This window comes from Staphylococcus sp. HMSC34G04 (assembly GCF_001838765.1).
In the GTDB taxonomy this organism is placed as follows: Bacteria; Bacillota; Bacilli; order Staphylococcales; family Staphylococcaceae; genus Staphylococcus; species Staphylococcus epidermidis.
In genome coordinates this window covers 1-23,973 of record NZ_KV838758.1, presented here as the reverse complement: position 1 = coordinate 23,973, position 23,973 = coordinate 1, and the positions used below count along the sequence as shown (strand labels likewise).

General features: G+C 32.8%; 19 protein-coding genes and 1 tRNA gene. 19 read left to right on the top strand and 1 reads right to left on the bottom strand.

Annotated elements, in window-relative coordinates; all coding sequences use genetic code 11:
• From HMPREF3241_RS10265 to whiA, 18 genes are all read left to right on the top strand, one after another.
• Nucleotides 1-1,218: DEAD/DEAH box helicase family protein (locus HMPREF3241_RS10265; protein WP_256323893.1), on the top strand; the 1,218-nt coding region annotated here is incomplete at its 5' end.
• A complete protein-coding gene (locus tag HMPREF3241_RS10260) occupies nucleotides 1,211-1,885 on the top strand; it encodes a ComF family protein (protein WP_002445941.1) in 675 nt (224 codons plus the stop codon). The genes HMPREF3241_RS10265 and HMPREF3241_RS10260, both read left to right, overlap by 8 nt.
• 60 nt (nucleotides 1,886-1,945) lie before the next feature.
• Complete coding sequence (gene hpf / locus HMPREF3241_RS10255) at nucleotides 1,946-2,515, top strand: ribosome hibernation-promoting factor, HPF/YfiA family (protein WP_002445942.1); 570 nt, start codon at nucleotides 1,946-1,948, stop codon at nucleotides 2,513-2,515.
• A gap of 667 nt (nucleotides 2,516-3,182) precedes the next feature.
• Nucleotides 3,183-5,717: a preprotein translocase subunit SecA gene (secA, locus tag HMPREF3241_RS10250; RefSeq protein ID WP_002445943.1), complete on the top strand. Its 2,535-nt coding sequence runs from the start codon at nucleotides 3,183-3,185 to the stop codon at nucleotides 5,715-5,717.
• Between the two features lie 195 nt (nucleotides 5,718-5,912).
• Nucleotides 5,913-7,029, top strand: a protein-coding gene (gene prfB / locus HMPREF3241_RS10245; protein ID WP_099816410.1) for a peptide chain release factor 2 whose coding sequence is annotated in 2 segments (ribosomal slippage) — nucleotides 5,913-5,984 and nucleotides 5,986-7,029 — 1,116 coding nt in all. Because the reading frame shifts where the segments join, the coding sequence is not laid out codon by codon here.
• A 346-nt stretch (nucleotides 7,030-7,375) separates the two neighbouring features.
• Nucleotides 7,376-8,176, top strand: coding sequence for a COG3942 and LysM peptidoglycan-binding domain-containing protein (locus tag HMPREF3241_RS10240; protein ID WP_002445945.1), 801 nt, complete (start codon nucleotides 7,376-7,378; stop codon nucleotides 8,174-8,176).
• A 308-nt stretch (nucleotides 8,177-8,484) separates the two neighbouring features.
• Nucleotides 8,485-9,126: a YfbR-like 5'-deoxynucleotidase gene (locus HMPREF3241_RS10235; protein WP_070592648.1), complete on the top strand. Its 642-nt coding sequence runs from the start codon at nucleotides 8,485-8,487 to the stop codon at nucleotides 9,124-9,126.
• A gap of 5 nt (nucleotides 9,127-9,131) precedes the next feature.
• Complete coding sequence (locus tag HMPREF3241_RS10230) at nucleotides 9,132-9,365, top strand: CsbA family protein (RefSeq protein WP_002445947.1); 234 nt, start codon at nucleotides 9,132-9,134, stop codon at nucleotides 9,363-9,365.
• 555 nt (nucleotides 9,366-9,920) lie between these two features.
• On the top strand, nucleotides 9,921-11,906 hold the full coding sequence (uvrB, locus tag HMPREF3241_RS10225; protein ID WP_002445948.1) for an excinuclease ABC subunit UvrB: 1,986 nt from the start codon (nucleotides 9,921-9,923) through the stop codon (nucleotides 11,904-11,906).
• A gap of 7 nt (nucleotides 11,907-11,913) precedes the next feature.
• A complete protein-coding gene (gene uvrA / locus HMPREF3241_RS10220) occupies nucleotides 11,914-14,748 on the top strand; it encodes an excinuclease ABC subunit UvrA (protein ID WP_002445949.1) in 2,835 nt (944 codons plus the stop codon).
• A 352-nt stretch (nucleotides 14,749-15,100) separates the two neighbouring features.
• Nucleotides 15,101-16,033, top strand: a complete 933-nt coding sequence (gene hprK, locus HMPREF3241_RS10215; RefSeq protein WP_002445950.1) for an HPr(Ser) kinase/phosphatase — start codon at nucleotides 15,101-15,103, stop codon at nucleotides 16,031-16,033.
• A gap of 5 nt (nucleotides 16,034-16,038) precedes the next feature.
• Nucleotides 16,039-16,878 carry a prolipoprotein diacylglyceryl transferase gene (gene lgt, locus HMPREF3241_RS10210; RefSeq protein ID WP_002445951.1) on the top strand — a complete coding sequence of 280 codons (840 nt, stop codon included), beginning with the start codon at nucleotides 16,039-16,041 and terminating at the stop codon, nucleotides 16,876-16,878.
• A complete protein-coding gene (locus HMPREF3241_RS10205) occupies nucleotides 16,875-17,411 on the top strand; it encodes an acyltransferase (protein WP_002445952.1) in 537 nt (178 codons plus the stop codon). Before lgt ends, HMPREF3241_RS10205 begins: the two co-directional genes overlap by 4 nt.
• Nucleotides 17,378-18,817 carry a tetratricopeptide repeat protein gene (locus HMPREF3241_RS10200; protein ID WP_070853655.1) on the top strand — a complete coding sequence of 480 codons (1,440 nt, stop codon included), beginning with the start codon at nucleotides 17,378-17,380 and terminating at the stop codon, nucleotides 18,815-18,817. The genes HMPREF3241_RS10205 and HMPREF3241_RS10200 overlap by 34 nt, the downstream gene beginning before the upstream one ends.
• Before the next feature lie 64 nt (nucleotides 18,818-18,881).
• Nucleotides 18,882-19,814 carry a thioredoxin-disulfide reductase gene (gene trxB / locus HMPREF3241_RS10195; RefSeq protein ID WP_002445954.1) on the top strand — a complete coding sequence of 311 codons (933 nt, stop codon included), beginning with the start codon at nucleotides 18,882-18,884 and terminating at the stop codon, nucleotides 19,812-19,814.
• Nucleotides 19,815-19,989: 175 nt separating this feature from the next.
• Nucleotides 19,990-20,898, top strand: coding sequence for an RNase adapter RapZ (rapZ, locus tag HMPREF3241_RS10190; RefSeq protein ID WP_002445955.1), 909 nt, complete (start codon nucleotides 19,990-19,992; stop codon nucleotides 20,896-20,898).
• A complete protein-coding gene (yvcK, locus tag HMPREF3241_RS10185) occupies nucleotides 20,898-21,893 on the top strand; it encodes a gluconeogenesis factor YvcK family protein (RefSeq protein WP_002445956.1) in 996 nt (331 codons plus the stop codon). Before rapZ ends, yvcK begins: the two co-directional genes overlap by 1 nt.
• Nucleotides 21,894-22,023: 130 nt before the next feature.
• Nucleotides 22,024-22,968 (top strand): DNA-binding protein WhiA, encoded by a 945-nt coding sequence (gene whiA / locus HMPREF3241_RS10180; RefSeq protein ID WP_002445957.1) that lies wholly within the window; start codon nucleotides 22,024-22,026, stop codon nucleotides 22,966-22,968.
• Nucleotides 22,969-23,035: 67 nt separating this feature from the next.
• On the opposite strand, the gene HMPREF3241_RS10175 is transcribed toward whiA, so the two are convergent.
• A tRNA-Arg gene (locus HMPREF3241_RS10175) sits at nucleotides 23,036-23,107 on the bottom strand.
• A 188-nt stretch (nucleotides 23,108-23,295) separates the two neighbouring features.
• Between HMPREF3241_RS10175 and clpP the strand changes: the two genes are divergently transcribed.
• Nucleotides 23,296-23,880 carry an ATP-dependent Clp endopeptidase proteolytic subunit ClpP gene (gene clpP, locus HMPREF3241_RS10170; protein WP_001829659.1) on the top strand — a complete coding sequence of 195 codons (585 nt, stop codon included), beginning with the start codon at nucleotides 23,296-23,298 and terminating at the stop codon, nucleotides 23,878-23,880.
• Nucleotides 23,881-23,973 lie beyond the last annotated feature (93 nt).

The following is a 23,973-nucleotide window of genomic DNA, read 5'->3' as shown; positions in this document are numbered from 1 at the left end:
GGTGTTATAAAAGACAGTGAGCGTTGGTATTGTATTCAATGTGGAAACACTTCTTTGCAATATTTTGTGACTTACAATTCAACGATATTGGATAAAACAATCACATACTGTAGGCGATGCATTCAACTAGGCAGAATGGATAGTATTACAGATATATGTATCGTAAAAAGTTTTCAAAAAGCAACAAAAGCGAATTATCAGTTACCCTTTGAATTATCAAAGCAACAGCAATACGCTTCAGAAGCTATCATTCAAGCTATAAAAAATAATAATGATCTCTTGTTATATGCCGTCACAGGAGCAGGGAAAACTGAAATGATGTTTGAGGGTATAAGGATAGCTCGTCAAATGGGACATAATATTGCCATCGTATCACCTCGTGTAGACGTTATTATTGAGATAAGTCATCGAATTAAAGATGCTTTTATCGATGAACGTATAGATGTGCTACATCAATCCAGTAGACAGCAATATAATGGTCATTTTGTTATTGCTACTATCCATCAATTATTGAGATTTAAACAGCATTTTGATACTGTATTTGTCGATGAGGTAGATGCTTTTCCGTTGTCTATGGATCCACAATTATCAAATGCAATACAACTTGCTTCAAAATTGAATCATTCACATATTTTCATGACGGCCACACCACCGCGTCATTTTTTAAAACAATTCCCCCCAGAAAAAATAATTAAGTTACCAGCCCGTTTTCACCGACACCCTCTACCTATTCCTAAGTTCAAATATTTCAAATTAAAATCAACACGAAAACAAAATTTATTACTTAATTTATTTAGAAATCAAATTAACCAACAACGTTTTACTTTGGTCTTTTTTAATAATATAGAGATAATGAATAAAACGTATCAACAGTATAAAATGGACATCGCTGATTTGATTTGCGTTCACAGTGAAGATGATTTACGATTTGAAAAAATTGAAGATTTAAGACGAGGACAATACAAAATTGTATTCACTACAACTATTTTAGAAAGAGGATTCACCATGACACACTTAGATGTTGTTGTAGTTGATGCAGGAAGTTTTCAACAAGAGGCTTTAATTCAAATTGCTGGTCGCGTAGGACGTAAACAGCAGTCTCCAAGTGGCTTAGTTTTATTTCTTCATGAAGGTGTTACATTATCGATGGTTTTAGCTAAAAGAAACATTATTTCAATGAATCGGTTGGCAATTAAAAGGGGATGGGTTGATGCATAAATGTATCCAGTGCAATCAAACTATTCAAGAAACCATTCATATTTATAACTTATTTAAACCACCTCAGATATTTTGTGAAAGATGTGAAACATTATGGCTTAACTCCAAAATTCATAAAGATGGTAGGTGTCCTAAGTGTCTTAATAACAAAATCTCTACTGATGGCGAATGTCATGACTGTCAATTTTTAAGTAAAACATTTTATTTAATGGAACAATTGTTTTGTGATTATAGTTATGATGGTGTGATGAAAGAAATCATACACCAGTATAAGATTATGCGAGACTTCTATTTAGCAGAAGTATTGGCAAGAAGATTAGTTTTACCTCAAACGCAATATGATTATATAGTTCCAATTCCTTCTCCAATTGAACGCGATATTGAACGTACATTTAATCCGGTGACCACTGTCTTAGATAAAATGGGCATCTCATATCAAGATGTATTAGGTACACATATACGTCCTAAGCAGTCAAAGTTAGGAAAGGTTGAACGTTCAAAAGCCTCTAATCCATTTTATATAAAAGATGAAGAGATAAATATCGAAGGGAAAGTAATACTACTCATAGATGATATTTATACAACAGGGTTAACGATTCATCACGCGGGGTGTAAATTATATGATAAAAAAGTCAGAAAATTCAAAGTGTTTGCGTTTGCACGATAACATAAACATGGTAAAATATAGGTAAGAAGTATCAATATAGAGGTTTAAGGAGAGATTACTATGATTAGATTTGAAATTCATGGAGATAACCTCACTATCACAGATGCAATTCGCAACTATATTGAGGAGAAAGTAGGTAAATTAGAAAGATATTTTAACAATGTGCCAAATGCTGTAGCACATGTTAGAGTTAAAACTTATTCTAATTCTACAACTAAAATTGAAGTTACAATTCCTTTAAAAGATGTCACTCTTAGGGCTGAAGAAAGACATGATGATTTATATGCAGGTATTGATTTAATTACTAACAAATTGGAAAGACAAGTACGTAAATACAAAACTCGTGTAAATCGTAAACATAGAGATCGTGGAGATCAAGATATCTTTGTTGCTGAAGTACAAGAGTCTACAGCAAACAATCAAGCAGATGATATAGAAAGTGAAAATGATATTGAAATTATTCGTTCTAAACAATTCAGCTTAAAACCAATGGATTCTGAGGAAGCAGTATTGCAAATGAATTTATTGGGACATGATTTCTTTATTTTTACCGATAGAGAAACTGATGGTACGAGCATTGTTTATAGACGAAAAGATGGCAAATACGGTCTGATTGAAACAACTGAATAAATTGACTTGTATATTATAGACTATAATATTGCCAAAGTTGAATTAAGAATTCTTATCAGTTTATTGAATAAGGTAATAATGATTAATAGAATCAGGGTTACCAATACACATATGTATTCTTAGTTTGCTTGACTACAAATATAGAAGTTAATAAACATAGGCTGGGGCATTGTTTTGATATGTTCACTTCAAAGTAGATATGACATTAATCAAGCTTTGGAGTTCGTATTCTTAATAAGTGTCTCAGCTTATTTTGTTTGCTTAAATTTTGAATTAATAACCTAAATGAGTAATTAATAGACAGTATGCTTACAAATATGCTAGTGTGATTTGACGATTTATATTTAAACTTTGATTTTAAATTCCTATATTAGTTAAAGGTATTGCGTTACATTATTTTTTAAAAACGTGTTTGATTGCGAGAAAAAAATGATTGCAACGTGTTAAAATAAAATTGTTGTTAATTGAAGTGTCTATAGACATTTTACAATATAAATGAGTGTCTATAGAAATAAGGCTGTTGCTAGTTGAATCAAAGTGAAGTGTTGTGAAATATTGAGTTAACACGCATTACTTCATGAGTATATAAGTATAAATTTAGCGATATAAATGATAAGATAAATTGTTGTAAGCCAAACAGTTTTTAGTTAAAGGAGCGACGCGTGCAATGGGATTTTTATCGAAAATTGTTGACGGCAATAAAAAAGAAATTAAAAGATTAGGTAAGTTAGCAGATAAAGTACTTGCTTTAGAGGAAGATACTGCGATATTAACCGATGAAGAAATACGTGAAAAAACAAAATCTTTTCAAAAAGAGTTAGCAGAAATTGAAGATGTAAAAAAACAAAATGATTATTTAGATAAAATTTTACCTGAAGCTTATGCACTTGTACGTGAGGGGTCAAAGAGAGTATTTAATATGATTCCTTATAAAGTACAAGTAATGGGTGGTATTGCTATACATAAAGGTGATATTGCGGAAATGAGAACAGGTGAAGGGAAAACATTGACTGCAACCATGCCGACGTATTTGAATGCTTTAGCCGGTAGAGGTGTACATGTTATTACAGTCAATGAATATTTATCAAGTTCACAAAGTGAAGAAATGGCTGAACTATATAACTATCTTGGCTTAACTGTAGGTTTGAACTTAAATAGTAAGTCAACTGAAGAAAAACGTGAGGCTTACGCACAAGACATCACTTATAGTACGAATAATGAACTTGGGTTTGATTATCTTAGAGATAATATGGTGAACTATGCTGAAGAGAGAGTAATGCGTCCTCTACATTTTGCAATTATTGATGAGGTCGATTCCATATTAATCGACGAAGCAAGAACACCTTTAATTATTTCTGGTGAAGCGGAAAAATCTACTTCTTTATATACTCAAGCAAATGTTTTTGCAAAAATGCTTAAAGCTGAAGATGATTATAACTATGACGAAAAAACCAAAGCTGTACATCTTACAGAACAAGGTGCAGATAAAGCTGAACGTATGTTCAAGGTAGATAATCTTTATGATGTTCAAAATGTGGAAGTGATTAGTCATATTAATACAGCTTTAAGAGCTCATGTTACATTACAACGCGACGTTGATTACATGGTCGTTGACGGTGAAGTATTAATAGTTGACCAATTTACTGGACGTACAATGCCTGGACGTCGTTTTTCTGAAGGTTTACACCAAGCAATTGAAGCTAAAGAAGGCGTAGCAATTCAAAATGAGTCTAAAACGATGGCATCCATTACTTTCCAAAACTATTTCAGAATGTATAATAAGTTAGCGGGGATGACTGGTACAGCGAAAACCGAAGAGGAAGAATTTCGTAATATCTATAATATGACAGTTACTCAAATTCCAACTAACAAACCTGTTCAACGTAAAGATAATTCAGATTTAATTTATATTAGTCAAAAAGGTAAGTTTGATGCGGTAGTTGAAGATGTTGTAGAAAAACATAAAAAAGGGCAACCCGTCTTACTAGGTACTGTTGCTGTTGAGACTTCTGAATATATTTCAAATTTACTAAAAAAACGTGGTGTCAGACATGACGTATTAAACGCTAAAAATCATGAACGAGAAGCTGAAATCGTTTCAAATGCTGGGCAAAAAGGTGCAGTTACAATTGCCACAAATATGGCTGGACGTGGAACAGATATTAAACTTGGTGATGGTGTTGAAGAGTTAGGTGGACTTGCTGTTATTGGTACTGAGCGTCATGAATCAAGACGTATTGATGATCAATTACGTGGACGTTCAGGACGCCAAGGTGATAGAGGAGATAGTCGTTTTTACCTATCTTTACAAGATGAATTAATGGTACGTTTTGGTTCAGAACGCTTACAGAAAATGATGAACCGTTTAGGAATGGATGATTCGACGCCAATCGAGTCGAAAATGGTATCTCGTGCTGTAGAATCAGCTCAAAAACGAGTAGAAGGTAATAACTTTGATGCGCGTAAACGTATTCTAGAATATGATGAAGTTTTACGTAAGCAACGTGAAATTATTTATAATGAGCGTAATGAAATCATTGATAGTGAAGACAGTTCTCAAGTCGTTAACGCGATGTTACGTTCTACATTGCAACGTGCGATTAATCATTTTATTAATGAAGAAGACGATAATCCGGACTATACGCCATTTATTAATTACGTTAATGATGTGTTCTTGCAAGAAGGAGATCTTCAAGATAGAGAAATTAAAGGTAAAGATTCAGAAGATATTTTTGAAATTGTGTGGTCTAAAATTGAAAAAGCGTATGCACAGCAACAAGAAACATTAGGAGACCAAATGAGTGAATTTGAGCGGATGATTTTATTACGTTCAATTGATACACATTGGACTGATCATATTGATACGATGGATCAATTGCGTCAAGGTATTCATTTACGTTCATATGCACAACAAAACCCACTTCGTGATTATCAAAATGAAGGTCATGAATTATTTGATATCATGATGCAAAATATCGAGGAAGATACATGTAAGTATATCTTGAAATCAGTGGTTCAGTTTGAAGATGATGTAGAACGTGAAAAATCTAAAAGCTTTGGTGAAGCAAAACATGTAACTGCTGAAGATGGCAAAGAAAAAGCAAAGCCACAACCGATTGTAAAAGGTGATCAGGTAGGTAGAAATGATCCATGCCCATGTGGTAGTGGTAAAAAATATAAAAATTGTCATGGAAAAGCGTAATCAATAAAATAGTTTAAATTTAAAGGCTGAGGCATATCTAATTATGAATGACTCAGTCTTTATTTACATCGCTTGTAAGTTAAATGCTTAGTAATATGATATAGAGATGAAATGGCCGTTTATTTTTAAAAAATAGGCATATACTGTATGATATAAATATTATGACATAGTATGATTAAATAGGAGAGAAGATGAATGGAATTATCTGAGATTAAACGAAATTTAGAAGAATATCAAAATCACTTAAATCAAATTAGGGGGTCTCTTTGACTTAGAAAATAAAGAGACCAACATACAAGAGTATGAAGAAATGATGACTGATCCCGATTTTTGGAATGATCAAACTAAAGCACAAGATATCATTGATAAGAACAATGCACTAAAATCTATAGTAAGTGGGTATTATCAACTGACAAATGCTGTCGACGATATGAGTGCGACGAGAGAGTTATTACAAGAAGAATATGATGAGGATATGAAGAAAGAATTAGAAGAGGAAGTTCAGCAATTTGAAGAACAAATCGATCAATATGAGTTACAATTACTCCTCGACGGACCACATGATGCAAATAATGCTATATTAGAGCTTCATCCCGGTGCTGGCGGTACAGAATCACAAGATTGGGCAAGTATGCTTCTTAGGATGTATCAACGTTACTGTGAACAAAATGGCTTTAAAGTTGAAACAGTTGATTATCTTCCAGGAGATGAAGCAGGCGTTAAAAGTGTTACATTACTTATAAAAGGGCATAATGCTTATGGATATTTAAAGGCAGAAAAGGGTGTTCATCGTTTAGTTAGAATTTCACCTTTCGATTCATCTGGTAGACGACATACTTCTTTTGCATCATGTGATGTTATTCCTGATTTTAATAATGATGAAATTGAAATTGAGATTAACCCAGATGATATTACAGTGGATACTTTTAGAGCTTCAGGCGCTGGTGGACAACATATTAACAAAACTGAGTCTGCAATTAGAATTACACATCACCCTACAGGTATTGTAGTCAACAACCAAAATGAACGATCTCAAATAAAAAATAGAGAAGCTGCAATGAAAATGTTGAAGTCCAAACTTTATCAATTAAAGTTAGAAGAGCAAGAGCAAGAAATGGCTGAAATTCGTGGCGAACAAAAAGACATTGGATGGGGAAGTCAGATTCGTTCTTACGTCTTTCATCCATATTCAATGGTTAAAGATCATCGTACGAATGAAGAAACTGGTAAAGTAGACGCTGTTATGGATGGAGAAATAGGCCCATTCATAGAAGCTTATTTAAGAAAAGAAATGGATCGACAAGACATATAATTGATACACGCATAATCATTATTTGATTTATCGATGATTATGCGTATTTTTCATTAAACAGAAAACAGACAAAATAGGGAGTTTATTTTTTAAGCTATATGTACTTTATATGTAGTCTGCATTTTCTAATGTTACCGAAGTAAATTTAGTCTCAGACGAGAATGACTTAAATTTGACCTGTACATCATAAGGTTAGGAACTAGTAGAGTAGATAATTATTTCCGGGTGTAAAAACACTCTTTTTAACTATTATATTACATCAATATAACAATACCCTTAGCCTCATTTGATTGTGCTATATTAAATTTGTGAATTAATAATCAACTAGCAAAGGAATGACAACTAGATGAAAAAAACGCTAACTGTAACGTTAAGTTCGATTGCAGCTTTTATTGCAATTAACACTGCAGCTAACGCACAAGAATCTGAGACGTCGCAACTAGACTCATATGCAACGAGTGATGTAATTACAAATCAATCAAACTTAGGTATTTACACTGTAAAACCTGGAGATAGTTTATATAAAATTGCTTTAGAACATCATCTTACTTTAGAAGAACTTTATGCTTTAAATCCTGGTATAGAACCTCTTATTTTTCCAGGAGATGAAATTGTAGTATCTGAAACTGCATTTGAACAATTTAATAACACAAACACATTCGTAAATTATGAAACTAACTATATTCCAGTAGGATATAATAATGTATCAACTGATACATCCAACACTACTTATGATAATTATAACAGTGAATCAACTGATACATACTCTGTGCCAAACGCCTACAATGGTCTAAGAAGTGTATCTAACTCAGGTAATTTATACACTACTGGTCAATGTACTTATTATGCATTCGATCGTCGCGCTGAGCTAGGGAAACCAATTGGAAGTCTATGGGGCAACGCTAGTAACTGGGCATATTCAGCTAATCAGGCTGGCTTTAATGTAGATCACACACCTGAGGTTGGTGCTGTATTCCAAAGTGGTTCGGGTCAAAATGGGGCTGGCGCTTATGGACATGTTGGCGTTGTTGAATCAATCAATTCTAATGGTTCTGTAACTGTTTCGGAAATGAACTGGAATGGTGGCGTTAACGTAAAATCTTACAGAACTATTAGCAATCCTAATTCATATAATTACATTCACTAAATGACTATTTATATTCAAGGTGTGAATGAATTTCGCGTATAACTGTCTCTTATGTTATATAAACGTTCTAGACAATTAAATTGAACATCATGTTGGTAGAACAACTTCTTCATATATATCAACATGTTTTATCCATAAGTTACGTATTAGAGTAGAATAGTGAGTTCAAAATGAATTCATTATTCTACTTTTTCTTTTATAATAAAATAGAAATGATTTACATGATAATTTACTTTCAATAATAATATTGATTGATATAATAACAATAAGAATATAGACTAATTTTAATATTAAGGAGGTGTCTTATTATGGGAATGCATCAATATTTTAAAAGACTATCAGATTTAGAAAAATTAATAAGATTACCAGGTAAATTTAAATATTTTGAACATAATGTTGCTGCTCATTCTTTTAAAGTAACTAAAATTGCGCAATATTTAGCTACTGTCGAAGAATATCATGGAAATAAAATCGATTGGAAGAGTCTCTATGAAAAGTCACTCAACCACGACTTTGCTGAAGTGTTTACAGGTGATATCAAAACACCGGTAAAATACGCAAGTAAGGAATTAAAACATTTATTCTCCCAAGTTGAAGAAGAAATGGTAGATACGTTTATCAAAGAGGAGATACCAACACAATATCAGCACGTGTATCGTGAACGTTTACAAGAAGGTAAAGATGATTCTCTAGAAGGACAAATTCTATCTGTTGCTGATAAAATTGATTTATTGTATGAAACATTTGGAGAAATACAAAAACGTAATCCTGAGCCACTATTTTTTGAAATATATGAAATGAGTTTAGAAACTATTATACAATTTGATCACTTAGAATCTGTAAAAGATTTTATTGAAAATGTAATACCTGAAATGCTCACAGAAAACTTTATTCCTCGAACTGAATTACGTGAAACAACAATGTCAATTCTAAGCAGAAGAAATGGGTGACGATAATGATTTGGTATGTTTGTGCGGCCTTCTTTCCTTGTATATTAGTTGTGCTGTTTAGTGTGGTGACTAGAAGTAAATGGATTGGTACATTAGTCACATTGATAATAATAGGTGCATCAGTTTATAAAGGATTCTTTCACAACGAATGGATTATTTTTATAGATGTGACAAGTTTATTAGCTGGTTATTTAATAATTGATCAACTTGAATTTCATAAGAACCAAAATGATTCTTAAGATGTGTTTATGCAAACAAAAATTTTGAAGTATTTGTTTTTTTGATTTATTATTATTTTAAACTGTAATTATAGTGATTCTGATTTAATTTAAAAATTGTTGGATTATTATTTATTGTTCATTTTTTACTTTAAATTAATGTTTATATTATTTTGAATATTAAGTAATCCATGGTGTAAACATTAATAACTAAATATTAAATAGTAAATATTTTAATGACAATAACATAATAATTGATACATTGTGAATATAAAAGCGAAAGATTTTAAAGTACAGTGTGTATATAATATGTATTTGATTGTACTTTTAAAAAAACATCGCACAGCATACATTACTGATAAATAAAGCTCTAAGACAATTTCTTGCATTAGAAATCATCTTAGAGCTCTTGTTTTAGAATAAGCATTAAAAATGTTAAATTTCACAAGCGAACAAATGTTTGTATTGTTCTTTTAGAATTTGTTAAAATAGAAAATGATATTCATGAAAAAGTAATTGATACGAGATGTGTAAAATCTTTATAAATGATAACAATAATAGGAGGCGTATTTTGGAATGGTAGAACATGTTCCATTTAAGTTAAAGTCTGAATTTGAGCCACAAGGTGATCAGCCACAAGCGATACAAAAAATTGTGGATGGCGTAAATGAAGGGAAACGTCATCAAACCTTATTAGGTGCAACTGGGACAGGTAAAACTTTTACTATGAGTAACGTAATTAAAGAGGTTGGTAAACCTACACTTATTATTGCACATAACAAGACATTAGCAGGTCAACTATATAGTGAATTTAAAGAATTTTTCCCAGAAAATAGAGTTGAATATTTTGTTAGTTATTACGACTACTATCAACCTGAAGCATATGTGCCTTCAACAGATACCTTTATTGAAAAAGACGCCTCCATTAACGATGAAATTGACCAACTACGACATTCTGCTACAAGTTCTTTATTTGAACGTGATGATGTCATTATTATTGCAAGTGTTAGTTGTATCTATGGTTTAGGTAATCCTGAAGAATATAAAAATTTGGTTGTTAGTGTACGTGTTGGTATGGAGATGGAACGAAGCGAATTGTTGAGAAAGTTAGTTGATGTACAATACTCACGTAATGACATAGATTTTCAACGTGGTACATTTAGAGTGCGTGGGGATGTTGTTGAAATATTCCCGGCTTCTAGAGAAGAAATGTGTATTCGCGTAGAATTTTTTGGTGATGAAATTGATCGTATCAGAGAGGTTAACTATTTAACTGGGGAAGTAATTCGAGAACGTGAGCATTTTACAATTTTCCCAGCTTCGCACTTCGTTACTCGTGAAGAGAAAATGAAAGTAGCTATTCAACGAATCGAAAAAGAATTAGAAGAGAGACTAAAAGAATTACGTGATGAGAATAAATTATTAGAAGCACAAAGGTTAGAACAACGTACTAACTATGATTTAGAAATGATGAGAGAAATGGGCTTTTGTTCAGGTATTGAAAACTATTCTGTTCACTTAACTTTAAGACCATTAGGTTCAACACCATATACATTACTTGATTATTTTGGAGACGATTGGCTTGTCATGATTGATGAGTCACACGTTACGTTACCTCAAATTCGTGGTATGTACAATGGGGATAGAGCTCGTAAACAAGTATTAATAGACCATGGATTTCGTTTGCCAAGTGCGTTGGATAACCGACCATTAAAATTTGAAGAATTTGAAGAAAAAACAAAACAACTTGTTTATGTTTCAGCTACACCAGGCCCATATGAGTTAGAACATACAGATGAAATGGTTGAACAAATTATACGACCTACTGGTTTACTTGATCCTAAAATTGATGTGCGTCCAACTGAGAATCAAATCGATGATCTTTTAAGTGAAATCCAAGATCGCGTTGACAAAGATGAGCGTGTACTTGTGACAACACTTACTAAAAAAATGAGTGAAGATTTAACTACATATATGAAAGAAGCCGGGATTAAAGTTAATTATTTACACTCAGAAATTAAAACATTAGAACGAATAGAAATTATTCGAGATTTACGTATGGGTACTTACGACGCAATAGTTGGGATCAATCTGCTGAGAGAGGGGATAGATATACCTGAAGTATCTTTGGTTGTAATTTTAGATGCGGATAAGGAAGGCTTCTTACGTTCTGATAGATCTCTTATTCAAACTATTGGGCGTGCAGCACGTAATGACAAAGGAGAAGTCATTATGTATGCGGATAAAATTACAGATTCCATGCAATATGCGATTGATGAAACACAAAGACGTAGAGAAATACAAATTGCCCATAACAAAGAACATGGCATCACGCCGAAAACAATTAATAAAAAGATTCACGACGTCATTAGTGCTACTGTGGAGAGCGATGAAACAAATCAACAACAACAAACTGAATTACCTAAGAAAATGACAAAGAAAGAACGTCAAAAAACAATAGAAAATATAGAAAAAGAAATGAAAAAAGCAGCCAAAGATTTAGATTTCGAAAAAGCTACAGAGTTAAGAGATATGTTATTTGAATTAAAAGCAGAAGGGTGACGATTAAATGAAAGGACCGTCAATTGTAGTAAAAGGTGCGCGAGCACATAATTTAAAAGGAGTAGATATTGAATTACCTAAAAACAAGTTGATTGTCATGACTGGACTTTCAGGCTCAGGTAAGTCTTCGTTAGCGTTTGATACTATTTATGCTGAAGGTCAACGACGTTATGTGGAATCGTTAAGTGCATATGCACGACAATTTTTAGGACAAATGGACAAGCCTGATGTAGATACCATTGAAGGTTTGTCACCGGCAATATCTATTGATCAGAAGACGACAAGTAAAAACCCACGTTCTACCGTTGCCACTGTGACTGAAATCTATGATTATATTCGATTATTATATGCGCGTGTCGGTAAACCGTACTGTCCTTATCACGGTATAGAAATTGAATCACAAACTGTTCAACAAATGGTTGATCGTATTTTAGAATTGGAAGAACGTACAAAAATTCAATTACTTGCACCAGTCATTTCACATAGAAAAGGAAGTCATGAAAAGTTAATTGAAGATATAGGTAAGAAAGGATATGTGCGTTTACGTGTTGATGATGAAATCGTCGATGTAAATGAAGTGCCTCAATTGGATAAAAATAAAAATCACACAATTGAAGTTGTTGTTGATAGACTTGTAGTTAAAGACGGCATTGAGACGCGTCTAGCGGACTCTATTGAGACAGCACTTGAACTTGCTGAAGGTAATTTAACAGTTGACGTTATTAATGGAGAGGAACTTAAATTCTCTGAGAACCACGCATGTCCTATTTGTGGTTTCTCTATTGGTGAATTAGAACCTAGAATGTTTAGTTTCAATAGTCCGTTTGGTGCGTGTCCAACTTGTGATGGTTTAGGTCAAAAACTAAAAGTAGACCTAGATTTAGTCATTCCAGATAAAAATAAAACTTTAAATGAAGGCGCAATTGAACCATGGGAACCAACAAGTTCCGATTTTTATCCAACTTTATTAAAACGTGTATGTGAAGTCTACAAAATTAATATGGATAAGCCATATAAAAAATTGACTGATAGACAAAAAAACATACTTATGAATGGTTCTGGAGAAAAAGAAATTGAATTTACATTTACGCAACGAAATGGTGGTACTCGTAAACGTAAAATGGTTTTTGAAGGTGTGGTACCTAATATTGACCGTCGATACCATGAATCTCCCTCTGAATATACACGCGAAATGATGAGTAAATACATGACAGAGTTACCGTGTGAAACTTGTCATGGCAAACGTTTAAGCAAAGAAGCGTTATCTGTATATGTAGGCGACTATAATATAGGTGAAGTCGTTGAATATTCAATTAAAAATGCACTTTATTATTTCGAAAACTTAAAATTAAGCGATCAAGATAAATCGATTGCAGATCAAATTTTAAAAGAGATTATTTCAAGATTATCATTTTTAAATAATGTTGGTTTGGAATATTTGACCTTAGAACGTTCATCCGGAACTTTATCTGGAGGGGAAGCACAACGTATTCGTTTAGCAACACAAATTGGTTCACGATTAACCGGAGTACTGTATGTTTTAGATGAACCTTCAATTGGATTACATCAAAGAGATAATGATAGATTAATTAACACTTTAAAAGAAATGCGTGATTTAGGTAATACACTCATTGTCGTTGAACATGATGATGATACAATGAGAGCAGCTGATTATTTAGTTGATGTGGGTCCGGGAGCCGGTAACCACGGTGGAGAGGTTGTCTCAAGTGGTACCCCTAATAAAGTAATGAAAGATAAAAAGTCCTTAACGGGTCAATATTTAAGTGGAAAAAAACGAATAGAAGTCCCTGAATACAGACGCGAAATCACCGATAGAAAGATTCAAATTAAAGGTGCTAAAAGTAATAATTTAAAAAATGTAAATGTAGACTTCCCACTATCCGTCTTAACTGTAGTTACAGGTGTGTCAGGTTCTGGTAAAAGTTCACTCGTCAATGAAATTTTATATAAAGCATTAGCTCAAAAAATTAATAAATCTAAAATGAAACCTGGGAATTTTGATGAAATCAAAGGAATCGATCAATTAGATAAAATCATTGATATTGATCAATCGCCAATAGGTAGAACACCACGTTCTAACCCAGCCACATACACGGGTGTCTTTGATGACATAAGAGATGTCTTTGCACAAACGAATGAAGCCAAAATACGAGGTTATCAAAAAGGTAGATTTAGTTTTAATGTCAAAGGTGGACGATGTGAAGCTTGTAAAGGTGATGGAATTATAAAAATTGAAATGCATTTTTTACCAGATGTCTATGTACCTTGTGAAGTGTGTGATGGTAAACGCTATAATCGTGAGACTCTAGAGGTAACATACAAAGGAAAAAATATTGCGGATGTGTTAGAAATGACTGTTGAAGAAGCTACGCATTTCTTTGAAAATATCCCTAAGATTAAGCGTAAATTACAAACACTTGTAGATGTTGGGTTGGGGTACATTACTTTAGGTCAACAAGCTACTACATTATCTGGTGGTGAAGCGCAACGTGTAAAACTCGCATCAGAATTGCACAAGCGTTCAACGGGGCGTTCTATTTATATTCTTGATGAACCAACTACAGGATTACATGTTGATGATATAAGTCGTTTATTAAAGGTATTGAATCGTATAGTGGAAAATGGTGATACGGTCGTTATTATCGAACACAATCTTGATGTTATTAAAACGGCAGATCATATTATTGATTTAGGTCCAGAAGGTGGTGAAGGTGGAGGAACAATCATCGCAACTGGTACACCTGAAGAAATCGCTCAAAATAAAGAATCTTACACTGGTCAATACTTAAAACCAGTATTAGAGAGAGACAGAGTTGAATAGTAAGATGTATGACTAGTAATAAAATGATAGATTAACTTAAAAAGCTCTAAGATGACTTTTACACAAAGAATCTTAGAGCTTTATATATCAAATTAATTTCATTAATTTGAGCATAAATCATCAAATAGTTATTTGAATTTCGATTTAGATTGTTATTTAAGGTATATTTTTTAACTCAATCAATCAACTACTCAATTGTATAATGGAAAAAATCTAGTTTGTCTCAAAACAGTAATGATTTAAGAAACTTTTAAAATTTTAAATCATCATTTTAATATAAAACATGAGTTGATTTTTGATATGATAATAGAAAAGGAAGATACGAATGGCTTATGAAATTTGAGGTGAATGCATGTTAACAACAGATAGATTAGTTAATACGTTAAATTTAGAATTACTTACTGGTGAAGAAGGTTTAGATAGACCAATTAAAAACACAGATATTTCACGTCCAGGTTTAGAAATGGCTGGATATTTTTCACATTATGCTTCAGACCGTATTCAATTATTAGGGACAACGGAGTTATCATTTTATAATTTACTTCCAGATGAAGAGAAAAAAGGAAGAATGAGAAAGTTATGCCGACCTGAAACTCCAGCGATTATTGTTACACGTGGGTTAGAACCACCAGAAGAACTCATACGTGCATCTCAAGAAACGCATACACCAATTATTGTTGCGAAAGATGCCACAACGAGCTTAATGAGTAGGTTAACGACATTTCTCGAACATGAACTCGCGAAAACCACTTCTTTGCACGGTGTACTTGTTGATGTTTACGGAGTAGGTGTACTAATTACAGGAGATTCTGGCATTGGAAAAAGTGAAACTGCATTAGAATTAGTCAAACGTGGTCATAGATTAGTGGCTGATGATAATGTAGAAATCAAAGAAATTACTAAGGATGAACTTGTAGGCAAACCTCCTAAACTTATCGAACATTTGCTAGAGATTCGTGGTCTCGGTATCATTAATGTTATGACTTTGTTTGGAGCAGGATCAATATTAACTGAAAAACAAATTCGATTAAACATTAATTTAGAAAATTGGAATAAGAATAAGTTATACGATCGTGTAGGTCTTAATGAAGAAACATTGAAAATTCTTGATACGGAAATCACTAAAAAAACGATACCAGTTAGACCAGGGCGCAATGTAGCAGTAATTATTGAAGTAGCGGCTATGAATTATCGTCTTAATATCATGGGTATTAATACAGCAGTTGAATTTAATGAGAGACTTAATGAAGAAATCGTTCGAAATAGTCATAAAAGTGAGGAATAACACACATGAATATTACATTAGGATATATCGATCCTGTTGCCTTTAGCTTGGGACCAATCCAAGTTCGATGGTATGGAATTATTATTGCTTGTGGTATCTTACTTGGATACTTCATTGCACAAGCAGCATTGAAACAGGTTGGATTACATAAAGACACTTTAATCGATATTATATTTTATAGCGCGATTGTTGGATTCATAGTTGCGAGAATATATTTTGTTACATTTCAATGGCCATATTACATGAATCACTTGAGTGAGATACCAAAAATTTGGCATGGTGGTATAGCCATACATGGCGGCTTAATTGGTGGACTTATCACGGGGATTATTGTTTGTAAAATCAAAAATCTACATCCATTTCAAATAGGAGATATTGTGGCACCAAGTATTATTTTAGCTCAAGGGATAGGACGCTGGGGAAACTTTATGAATCATGAAGCGCATGGAGGACCAGTATCTAGAGCTTTTCTAGAACATTTACATTTGCCAGACTTTATTATTAGAAATATGTATATTGAAGGTCAATATTATCACCCGACATTTCTATATGAGTCAATTTGGGACGTGATAGGTTTTGTCATTTTAATTACTTTAAGGAAACGTCTAAAACTTGGAGAGACATTCTTTGGTTATCTTATTTGGTATTCTGTAGGACGCTTCTTCGTTGAGGCTATGAGAACCGATAGTTTGATGCTTACGAGTCATATACGTGTAGCGCAACTTGTTTCTGTCGTGCTTATTATGATTAGTGTGATATTCGTAATTTATAGAAGAGTTAAATATCAACCAATAAAATATAAAAATTCAGGACCATTAACATGGCCAATTAAAAAGGCTAAGTGATTATTTTGAGAAGATTAAGTAAAGAAAAATATCATCAAGTGAATCCTTTATGGCATATATATAGAAAAATTAAATTCATAAAAGTGCTAAAGCAAACGTTGATTATAGAAATTGCAAGATTTATTCCTAGTATGAAACTTAAAAATAAAATATATAAAAAGCTTTTAAAAATGGATGTCGGGAATCATACTTCATTTGCATATAAAGTGTTGCCTGATTTGTTTTATCCAGAATACATTTCGGTTGGCAAGAATACAGTCATTGGTTATAATACAACAATATTAACTCACGAAGTACTTGTTGATGAGTGGAGAGTGGGGAAAGTCATTATAGGCGATTACACTTTAATAGGTGCAAATACGACAATATTGCCAGGAATAACTATAGGAAAGCATGTTAAAATTGGTGCGGGTACGGTTGTGTCTAAAGATGTTCCCGATTACAGTTTTGCATTTGGTAACCCTATGCAAATACAATTAGATTCAGGAGGTGACAACGAATGGCACAAAAAGAAAATAACATCATTCCAATGATTTTTGATGAGGCTTTTTACCGAAAAATGGCTACCCAAAAGTGGCAACAACAGAACTACAAGAAAGCGGCAGAATATTATGAAAAAGTGCTTGAGTTGTCACCTGAGGATTTTGATATTCAACAACACTATGCGCAATGTTTAGTTAAATTAAATATCAGCAAAAAAGCAGAACATCTTTTTTATGAGAATATTGTTAAAGACTTTCATGTAGAAGAAAGCTTCTATGAACTAAGTCAATTAAATATAGAATTAAACGAGCCAAACAAGGCATTCTTGTTTGGTATTAATTATGTAATATTGTCAGATGATAAAGATTTTAGAGAAATGCTTGAAAAAACATTCGAAGTCACGTATACAAGTGAACAAAAAATTGAATTAGAAGCACAATTGTTTTCAACACAACTTTTATTTCAATTTCTCTTTTCACAAGGTAGGTTAGAAGAAGCCCGAGCATTTATTTTGAATCAATCTTACGAGATTCAACAGCATAGGGTGATTAGGAATTTACTTGCAATGTGTTATTTGTATCTAGGTGAGTATGATAGTGCCAAAGCAATGTTTGAAGAACTTTTAAAGGAAGATAATTCAGATGTGCATGCACTTTGTCACTACACATTATTACTTTATAATAAAAAGGAAACAGAAAAATATCAAAAATATCTTAAAATACTTAATAAAGTAGTACCACTAAATGACGACGAAACCTTTAAATTAGGAATTGTATTGAGTTATTTAAAACAGTATCGTGCTTCTCAGAATTTACTTTATCCACTTTATAAAAAAGGTAAATTTGTCTCTATTCAACTGTATAATGCATTGAGATTCAATTTTTATTACCTAGGAAATAAAGACGAAAGTATTGAGATGTGGAACAAGCTCACTCAAATTTCTAAAGTTGATGTAGGTTATGCACCTTGGGTAATTGAGGAAAGTAAAACGGTATTTGAATCACGAGTGTTACCATTATTACTAGATGATAATAATCATTATCGACTTTACGGTATTTTTTTACTTCATCAATTAAATGGAAAAGAAATACTAATGACTGAAGATATTTGGTCAATTCTTGAATCAATGAATGACTATGAGAAACTTTATCTCACATATTTGGTACAAGGCCTCACACTCAATAAATTAGATTTTATACACAGAGGTATGCAAAGGTTGTATAATTTTAAGCAATTCAAATATAACACGTCTTTATTTACAGATTGGATTAATCAAGCAGAAATGATTATAGCTGAAAATGTAGATTTAGTAGATGTCGATAGATATGTCGCTGCATTTGTTTACCTATCATATCGTCGTTCTAGCCAACCATTCACTAAGAGACAATTGATGGACGATTTTGATGTTTCTAGATACAAACTGAATAAAACAATTGAATTTATATTGAGCATATAAATTTATGAAATGAAAAGTATGATATATAATGCGCATAATGATTAATAAGTAGGAGGCATTTAAAATGACTGAAGTAGATTTTGACGTAGCAATAATCGGTGCAGGTCCTGCCGGCATGACAGCAGCAGTATATGCATCACGTGCCAATTTAAAAACTGTCATGATTGAACGCGGTATGCCAGGCGGTCAAATGGCAAACACTGAAGAAGTAGAGAATTTTCCAGGATTTGAGATGATCACAGGCCCTGATTTATCTACGAAAATGTTTGAACATGCAAAAAAATTTGGTGCGGAATACCAATATGGCGATATTAAATCTGTTGAAGATAAAGGTGACTATAAAGTTATCAATTTAGGGAATAAAGAAGTAACAGCTCATGCAGTTATTATCTCAACTGGAGCAGAGTATAAAAAGATTGGCGTTCCTGGTGAACAAGAATTAGGAGGACGTGGAGTAAGTTATTGTGCGGTTTGTGATGGAGCATTCTTTAAAAATAAACGTCTTTTCGTAATTGGCGGTGGAGATTCAGCGGTAGAAGAAGGAACTTTCTTAACTAAATTTGCAGATAAAGTAACGATTGTTCATCGTAGAGATGAATTACGTGCACAAAACATCTTGCAAGAACGTGCCTTCAAAAATGATAAGGTTGACTTTATTTGGAGTCATACACTTAAAACAATTAATGAAAAAGATGGTAAAGTTGGTTCAGTTACACTTGAATCAACTAAAGATGGTGCTGAACAGACTTATGATGCCGATGGTGTATTCATTTATATTGGAATGAAACCACTCACAGCGCCATTTAAAAATCTTGGTATTACAAATGACGCAGGATACATTGTCACACAAGATGACATGAGTACTAAAGTACGAGGTATTTTTGCTGCAGGTGATGTTCGTGATAAAGGATTACGTCAAATTGTTACTGCTACAGGAGACGGTAGTATTGCGGCGCAAAGTGCAGCTGACTATATTACAGAATTAAAAGATAATTAAAATTTAACTCATTTTACACATAGCTAGAACATTGTTTGCGTCAAAGTATCGTCATCAATGATTCTAGCTTTTTTAATTACAATATAAGTATGTTACTTTGCATATTTGAGTGTGATAAGATGAATTTAATATAATGATATTGATTGAAGATTATAATTGGTGGTGACTTAAGAAAATGGCAAGCAACGAAAAAGAAATGGGTAAAAGTGAATTGTTAGTTGTTACAGGTATGTCTGGAGCGGGTAAATCATTGGTGATTCAAAGTCTCGAAGATATGGGTTTTTTCTGTGTAGATAATTTACCACCTGTACTGTTACCTAAATTTGTAGAATTGATGGCTCAAGGAAATCCTTCATTGCAAAAAGTAGCAATTGCAATAGATTTAAGAGGTAAGGAATTATTTAAATCTCTAGTTAAAGAAATTGATATTATTAAAAGTCGCAATGACGTGATTTTAGATGTTATGTTTTTGGAAGCTAAAACTGAAAAAATTATTTCGCGTTATAAAGAATCAAGAAGAGCGCACCCACTAAATGAAAAAGGACAAAGATCATTAATAGATGCAATAAATGAGGAACGTGAACACCTATCAGAAATCCGAAGTATCGCTAATTACGTGATTGATACAACAAAATTAAAACCTAAAGAATTAAAGCAACGCATTTCAAAGTTTTATTTAGATGAAAACTTTGAAACATTTACTATCAACGTGACAAGTTTTGGTTTCAAGCATGGTATACAAATGGATGCTGATTTAGTTTTTGATGTCAGATTTCTACCTAATCCATACTATGTAGAGGAATTGCGTCCATTTACTGGTTTAGATGAGCCAGTGTACAATTACGTTATGAAGTGGAAAGAAACCCAAATATTTTTTGATAAATTAACGGATTTACTAAAATATATGATTCCTGGATACAAAAAAGAAGGTAAATCGCAATTGGTTATTGCTATAGGTTGTACAGGTGGACAACATCGATCAGTCGCATTAGCTAAACGTTTAGCTGAATATCTTAACGAGATTTTTGAATATAATGTTTATGTGCATCATAGAGATGCGCATATTGAAAGTGGAGAGAGATAATGAAACAAATGAACGTAGTACTTATTGGTGGTGGCACTGGACTTTCTGTCCTTGCTAGAGGCCTTAGAGAATTTCCAATAGACATTACTGCCATTGTTACTGTAGCGGACAATGGTGGGAGCACGGGGAAAATTAGAGATGTCATGGATATTCCAGCGCCTGGTGATATTCGTAATGTCATTGCTGCTTTAAGTGACTCGGAATCGATATTAACTCAATTGTTCCAGTACCGTTTTGGTGAAAATCAAGTAGATGGACATTCATTAGGTAATTTAGTTATTGCTGGAATGACTAACATTACCAATGACTTTGGGCACGCTATTAAAGAATTAAGTAAAGTTTTAAATATTAAAGGCCAAGTCATCCCTTCAACAAACACAAGTGTGCAACTCAACGCGGTGATGGAAGACGGTGAAATTGTACATGGAGAAACCAATATACCTAAAACACATAAAAAAATAAATCGTGTGTTTTTAGAGCCAAGTGATGTTGAACCAATGAATGAAGCGGTAGAAGCTTTAGAACAAGCAGATTTAATCGTCTTAGGACCAGGTTCATTATATACAAGTGTTATATCAAATTTATGTGTCAAAGGCATTTCAGAAGCATTATTACGTACCTCTGCCCCAAAACTTTATGTATCTAATGTTATGACACAACCAGGCGAGACAGATAATTATGATGTTAAAGAGCATATTGATGCACTTTCTCGACAAGTTGGTGAACCATTTATTGATTTTGTCATATGTAGCTCTGAATCCTATAGTAAAGATGTTTTACAACGATATGAAGAAAAGAATTCAAAACCAGTAGCAGTACATAAAGAACAATTAAAAGATAGTGGAATTAGAGTTTTAACGGCGTCTAATTTAGTTGAAATATCTAATGAACACTATGTCAGACATAACACAAAAGTATTATCAAAAATGATTTATGAACTTGCCTTAGATTTAACAAGTACAATTCGCTTTACTCCTAGTGATAAAAAGAAATAATTATAAGCGAAATCGTAGTTTATGATATGATAACTTAAGTGTGTGTTTAGAATTAGAAAATAACTTTACACCTCATTGGCGATACTATAAACAAGAATAGAAAAAAAGGATTAGGAAGGATGAGTGTTCAATGAGCTTTGCATCAGATATGAAAAATGAACTAACACGCATAGAAGTTGACGAATCGAATGCTAAAGCAGAGCTCAGTGCATTAATTCGCATGAATGGCGCACTTAGTCTATCAAATCAACAGTTTGTAATTAATGTACAGACAGAAAATGCAACAACAGCTCGTCGAATATATTCTCTTATCAAACGTATATTTAATGTTGAAGTTGAAATTTTAGTTAGAAAAAAGATGAAATTGAAAAAAAACAATATTTATATATGTCGAACAAAGATGTTAGCGAAAGAAATACTAAATGATTTAGGTATTTTAAAAGAGGGAGTTTTTACTCACGATATTGATCCGGATATGATCAAAGATGATGAAATGAAAAGAAGTTATTTAAGAGGGGCTTTCTTAGCAGGTGGTTCTGTAAATAACCCTGAAACGTCTTCATATCATCTCGAAATTTTTTCACAATATGAAGATCATTCCGAAGGTCTTACTAAATTGATGAATAGTTATGAACTCAATGCGAAACATTTAGAACGTAAAAAAGGGAGTATTGCGTATCTTAAAGAAGCTGAAAAAATTTCCGACTTTCTTAGTTTGATAGGTGGCTATCAAGCATTACTAAAGTTTGAAGATGTAAGAATTGTCCGTGATATGCGTAATTCGGTTAACCGTCTCGTAAATTGTGAAACAGCAAATCTTAATAAAACTGTTAGCGCAGCAATGAAACAGGTAGAAAGTATACAATTAATTGATGAAGAGATTGGGCTTGAAAATTTACCTGATCGTTTGAGAGAAGTAGCGAAGCTCAGAGTAGAACATCAAGAAATATCTTTAAAAGAATTGGGTGAGATGGTTTCTACAGGGCCTATATCTAAATCAGGTATGAATCACCGTTTAAGAAAGTTGAATGAATTAGCGGATAAAATAAGAAATGGTGAACAAATTGAATTATAAAAAATGAGATTTTAAGACTGAGATTACAAATAATCTCAGACATTAAAATCTCAACATTATTAAGCAACCCCCTCGAGAGGAATCGAACCTCTATTTTAAGAACCGGAATCTTATGTGTTATCCATTACACTACGAGGGGTAAATAGTGAAATAATCACATTTCTGTACGTCGTTCAATAAGGACGGTACAATAAAAACGATAATTCTAGTTTACAAATGAAAAGGTTAAGCGTCAAATTGAATTTTTGATTAATAAGCTTAATCTTTGACCATTTTTGACTTTTAAGGTAAAATAATTTTAACAGTTATTATAAGGAGGAAAAATAAATGAATTTAATTCCTACAGTTATTGAAACAACTAACCGCGGTGAACGTGCGTATGATATATATTCACGTTTATTGAAAGACCGTATTATCATGCTAGGTTCTCAAATTGATGATAACGTAGCTAACTCTATTGTGTCACAATTATTATTCTTGCAAGCGCAAGATTCTGAAAAGGATATTTATTTATATATTAATTCACCAGGTGGCAGTGTAACTGCTGGATTTGCTATTTATGATACTATCCAGCATATCAAACCAGACGTACAAACAATCTGTATTGGTATGGCAGCGTCTATGGGTTCATTCTTGTTAGCAGCAGGTGCAAAAGGTAAACGATTTGCACTACCTAATGCTGAAGTTATGATTCACCAACCTTTAGGTGGTGCACAAGGACAAGCAACTGAAATTGAGATTGCAGCAAATCATATTTTAAAAACACGTGAAAAATTAAATCGTATTTTATCAGAACGTACAGGTCAATCTATTGAAAAAATTCAACAAGATACTGATCGCGACAACTTCTTAACAGCTGCAGAAGCTAAAGAATATGGATTAATTGATGAAGTAATGGAGCCAGAAAAATAATAAAATAAACGTTTCATTATTATTGATTAATACACAAAACCCTAGTAGACGAAAATGTATATTGGCACTGAACCCTTAAAACGGGAACTTAAT

Coding starts and splice junctions, on each gene's coding strand:
- HMPREF3241_RS10260 (WP_002445941.1), top strand. CDS start 1,211: ATGCATAAATGTATCCAGTGCAATCAAACTATTCAAGAAACCATTCAT.
- hpf (WP_002445942.1), top strand. CDS start 1,946: ATGATTAGATTTGAAATTCATGGAGATAACCTCACTATCACAGATGCA.
- secA (WP_002445943.1), top strand. CDS start 3,183: ATGGGATTTTTATCGAAAATTGTTGACGGCAATAAAAAAGAAATTAAA.
- HMPREF3241_RS10240 (WP_002445945.1), top strand. CDS start 7,376: ATGAAAAAAACGCTAACTGTAACGTTAAGTTCGATTGCAGCTTTTATT.
- HMPREF3241_RS10235 (WP_070592648.1), top strand. CDS start 8,485: ATGGGAATGCATCAATATTTTAAAAGACTATCAGATTTAGAAAAATTA.
- HMPREF3241_RS10230 (WP_002445947.1), top strand. CDS start 9,132: ATGATTTGGTATGTTTGTGCGGCCTTCTTTCCTTGTATATTAGTTGTG.
- uvrB (WP_002445948.1), top strand. CDS start 9,921: ATGGTAGAACATGTTCCATTTAAGTTAAAGTCTGAATTTGAGCCACAA.
- uvrA (WP_002445949.1), top strand. CDS start 11,914: ATGAAAGGACCGTCAATTGTAGTAAAAGGTGCGCGAGCACATAATTTA.
- hprK (WP_002445950.1), top strand. CDS start 15,101: ATGTTAACAACAGATAGATTAGTTAATACGTTAAATTTAGAATTACTT.
- lgt (WP_002445951.1), top strand. CDS start 16,039: ATGAATATTACATTAGGATATATCGATCCTGTTGCCTTTAGCTTGGGA.
- HMPREF3241_RS10200 (WP_070853655.1), top strand. CDS start 17,378: ATGGCACAAAAAGAAAATAACATCATTCCAATGATTTTTGATGAGGCT.
- trxB (WP_002445954.1), top strand. CDS start 18,882: ATGACTGAAGTAGATTTTGACGTAGCAATAATCGGTGCAGGTCCTGCC.
- rapZ (WP_002445955.1), top strand. CDS start 19,990: ATGGCAAGCAACGAAAAAGAAATGGGTAAAAGTGAATTGTTAGTTGTT.
- yvcK (WP_002445956.1), top strand. CDS start 20,898: ATGAAACAAATGAACGTAGTACTTATTGGTGGTGGCACTGGACTTTCT.
- whiA (WP_002445957.1), top strand. CDS start 22,024: ATGAGCTTTGCATCAGATATGAAAAATGAACTAACACGCATAGAAGTT.
- clpP (WP_001829659.1), top strand. CDS start 23,296: ATGAATTTAATTCCTACAGTTATTGAAACAACTAACCGCGGTGAACGT.